Annotated in this window: 4 protein-coding genes; 3 read left to right on the forward strand and 1 reads right to left on the reverse strand. The window is 73.9% G+C overall.

Translation table 11 applies throughout. The features are described from left to right. A partial coding sequence (locus ACWGKJ_RS33820) for a sulfurtransferase TusA family protein (RefSeq protein WP_453315896.1) occupies nt 1-418 on the forward strand: 418 nt, incomplete at its 5' end. A gap of 109 nt (nt 419-527) precedes the next feature. On the opposite strand, the gene ACWGKJ_RS33825 is transcribed toward ACWGKJ_RS33820, so the two are convergent. Continuing rightward, on the reverse strand, nt 528-1,502 hold the full coding sequence (locus ACWGKJ_RS33825; protein ID WP_385032821.1) for a carbohydrate kinase family protein: 975 nt from the start codon (nt 1,500-1,502) through the stop codon (nt 528-530). A gap of 129 nt (nt 1,503-1,631) precedes the next feature. Between ACWGKJ_RS33825 and ACWGKJ_RS33830 the strand changes: the two genes are divergently transcribed. Together ACWGKJ_RS33830 and ACWGKJ_RS33835 are read left to right on the forward strand one after the other, a co-directional pair. Next, entirely contained in the window at nt 1,632-1,886 is a 255-nt protein-coding gene (locus ACWGKJ_RS33830) for a hypothetical protein (protein WP_385032827.1), read from the forward strand. Nucleotides 1,887-2,048: 162 nt separating this feature from the next. After that, nucleotides 2,049-3,605 (forward strand): hypothetical protein, encoded by a 1,557-nt coding sequence (locus tag ACWGKJ_RS33835; RefSeq protein ID WP_385032824.1) that lies wholly within the window; start codon nt 2,049-2,051, stop codon nt 3,603-3,605. Nucleotides 3,606-3,738 lie beyond the last annotated feature (133 nt).

The following is a 3,738-nucleotide window of genomic DNA, read 5'->3' on the forward strand; positions in this document are numbered from 1 at the left end:
GGTCTCGGCGGAGCCGGGGGCGGAGGTCTCGGCGGAGCCGGGGGCGGAGGTCTCGGCGGAGCCGGGGGCGGAGGTCTCGGCGGAGCCGGGGGCGGAGGTCTCGGCGGAGCCGGGGGCGGAGGCCGGCACGCGGCCGGAAGGTGCGGGCGCGGCGGAGGCCGGCGCCGGAACCGGAGCCGGGGGCGGTCCTGTGACGGGGCTCGTCGTGGACGCGCTCGGGAAGCGGTGCCCCGTTCCGGTGATCGAGCTGGCAAAGGTGTTCGGGGATGTACCCGTGGGCGGGGTGGTGACGGTGCTCTCGGACGACGAGGCCGCGAAGCTCGACGTACCGGCCTGGTGCGAGATGCGGGGTCAGAGGTACGAGGGGGCGCACCCGGTCGACGGGGGTACCGCCTTCCGGGTGCGCCGGGTGTCGTGAGCCGGTCCCCGCCCAGGAAGTACAGGACGTACAAGAGACGTACAGGACGTACGGAAGGTCCCGCCGGGGCCGTGAGGAAGCGCCCCGGGGCCCGGTTCCGGACGGTGGGCTACTGGAGGTGGGCCCGGACCTCGGCCGCCGCGTCGTGGCCGTACGCCTTGGTGAAGCGGTCCATGAAGGTGGCGTGGCGCAGCGTGTACTCCTGCGTGCCCAGCGTCTCGATCACCAGCGTGGCCAGCATGCAGCCGGTCTGCGCCGCACGCTCCAGACCGACGCCCCAGGAGAGCCCGGAGAGGAAGCCCGCGCGGAACGCGTCGCCCACGCCGGTCGGGTCGACCTTCGCCTCCTCCTCGGCGCAGCCGACCACGATCGGCTCCTCGCCCTTGCGGTCGATCCGGACGCCCCGGGCGCCGAGCGTGGTGACCCGGTGGCCGACCCGGTCGAGGATCTCCTCGTCGGTCCAGCCGGTCTTGGACTCGATGAGCCCCTTCTCGTACTCGTTGGAAAAGAGGTACGTGGCGCCGACGAGCAGCGTGCGGATGTCCTCGCCCGTCATCCGGGCGATCTGCTGGGAGAAGTCGGCGGCGAACGGGATGGAGCGGGTGCGGCACTCCTCGGTGTGGCGGAGCATCGCCTCGGGGTCGTCGGCCCCGATCAGCACCAGGTCGAGTCCGCCGACGCGCTCGGCGACCGACTGAAGCTCGATCTGGCGGGCCTCGCTCATGGCGCCCGTGTAGAACGAGCCGATCTGGTTGTGGTCGGCGTCCGTGGTGCACACGAACCGGGCGGTGTGCAGAACCTCGGAGATCCGGACCGAACCGGTGTCCACGCCGTGCCGGTCGAGCCAGGCGCGGTACTCGTCGAAGTCGGGGCCCGCGGCGCCGACCAGGATCGGGTCCGTGCCGAGCTGGCCCATCCCGAAGCAGATGTTGGCGCCGACGCCTCCGCGCCGTACATCGAGGGTGTCGACCAGGAAGGAGAGCGAGACCGTATGGAGCTGATCGGCGACCAGCTGGTCGGCGAAACGGCCGGGGAAGGTCATGAGGTGGTCGGTGGCGATGGAGCCGGTGACTGCGATGCGCACGGCGAGGACTCCTGCGGAGGAGGGAGGCGGACACCTCACGCTACCGGTTCGTACGCCCTCGGCTCGAAGGGAGGAAACTACCCGATAGTAGCGCTTTCTCCGCAAGCCGCCTCGTGCCTACGCTGACTTATGAACTCCTTCGCGCCGAAGGGCGCAGCACCGTCCGATTCCGGGTCCGGCCGTACCGATCCGACCGACCGGACCGATCTGACGGACCTCACCGATCTGACCGGCCTGCGCGGCGACTGTGCGCGTATGGCTCCGCACTGGGTGGTGCCCGTGCGGCCCGCGCCCGCCCCCGTACCCCCGTCCCTGATCCACGGGGTGAAGGTACCGCCCGCCTCCGCGCGGCTGATCGACTCCATGTCCGAGTACGGGGACTGAGCACGCGCATCACGGGCTGAGCCCCACCGGCCGCACGCCCCCTGAGCGGCCGGGCAGGAAGCCCGAGGGAACCGTGTGCTCCCCCGCCCCGTCCCACCTCCGTTCCCCCGCACGGGGGAACGGCCACGACAGTGGGCGGCAGCGGAGTCGAAGGAGCATGCGGTGAGCAGCGAGCGACCCGAGCACGACACGGCACGTCCCCGTCGGCGGCGGTCCCCGGCCGCCGTCACATCGGTTGCGGCAGCGGTGCTGCTCGCTGGGGGCGGCGGGGCCTACTGGGCGGCGACAGCGGCCGGGCACGACAACGGCGGCGCGGAGACCAGCGCGACCCCCGGCGGTGGTGCCACGGCCCCTCCTCCCCTCGCCCTGGACCAGTCGGCCCGTACCGGCGGCGGCTCCCCGGGCATCGCACCGGGGGAACCCGACCCGCGGGGCCCCGTGTACCGCCCCGGCGGGACCTTCCCCGCGCCACCGAAAACGGCTCCGGTCTACCGCGCCGACGGCACCGTCGCCGCCGCCGATGTGGCACGGCTGGCCCACGCGCTCGGGGTGCAGGGCACTCCGCGGCTGGTGGGTACGGAGTGGAAGGTGGGCGCGGACAAGGACGGTTCGGGTCCGCTGCTCCAGGTGGCCCGGCAGGCCCCGGGCAGCTGGACGTTCACCCGGTTCGGCAGCGGCGGCAGCGACAACTGCCCGAGTGGAAAGCTCTGTTCCAACGGCTCCAGCGGTTCCAGCGGTTCCAGCGGAGGGACCGGTCCGGGTACGGGGTCGGCCGGTGACGGGAAGCCGGTGAGCGAGCAGGCGGCGCGGGCCGCGGCCGCCCCGCTGCTGAAGGCGCTGGGCGAGAGCGACGCGAAGCTGGACGCGAGCCGGGTGATGGGCGCGGTGCGGGTGGTGAACGCCGATCCGAAGGTGGGCGGGCTGCCCACGTACGGCTGGACGACCGGGTTGCAGATCGGGGCGGACGGCCGGCTGACCGGCGGCACCGGCCTGCTGAAGGCCCCCGTCAAGGGTGCGGAGTATCCGCTGACCGGCGCGGCCGAAGCTCTGAAGCGGCTGAACTCGTCCGCGGGCGGAGGGTCCGGAGCAGGGGGCTCCGGTACGGGCGGCTGCGCCACGATGGAGCCGCTCACCGGTTACTCGGCCACCGGCGCCGGTGACGGCCGTGTCAGCAGCGGGAGCGGCGCCTCCCGAACCGGCACGGCGAGCGCCCCGCCCTCCACGCCCTGTACGCCGGCGTCCAAGTCCCCGGGGTCCCGGGCGGTCACCGTGAGCCACGCGGAGCTGGGGCTCGCGATGCGGCTGTCCGGCGGACGGCAGATCCTCGTACCCTCCTGGCTCTTCGACGTCCGGCCCGAGGGTACGGCCGGGCCCGCCACGGTCACCGCGACGGCGGTGGAGGACCGCTATCTGGCGAAGCCGGAACCGCCCACCGGGGGGAACCACCCCGGCGGCTCCGACCAGACCCCGACGGCCTACCGCGCCGACGGACGGACCCTGACGCTGCGCATCATGGGCCAGATGTGTGGCCGGTACGGCGTACGGACCACCGAGAACACGGACACGGTGCGGGTGGCGCTGAGCGCGCCGGTCCGCAAGCCCGGGAAGGTCTGCCCCGACATCATCGGATCGGTGACGCAGAAGGTGCGGCTGGAGCAGCCGCTGGGGGCCCGGCGGGTCATCGACGCGGCGAACGGCGAGCCCGTACCGCAGATGTGAGCCGGGGCCGCCCGGCGGCGGGGCGGCCATGACACATGACAGCGGCGGGGGGCGCCGCGGGGCCGGGGCGCCGCCCGCGGGCGGGGGGCGGGGGGGGGCGCGGGCCACCCGCTCGCGCTGCCTGAGGGGGACG

The organism is Streptomyces sp. NPDC054757 (assembly GCF_053612185.1).

Bases quoted from the DNA above. Each gene is read 5' to 3' on its own strand.
- ACWGKJ_RS33830 (WP_385032827.1), top strand. From the start codon at position 1,632: ATGAACTCCTTCGCGCCGAAGGGCGCAGCACCGTCCGATTCCGGGTCC.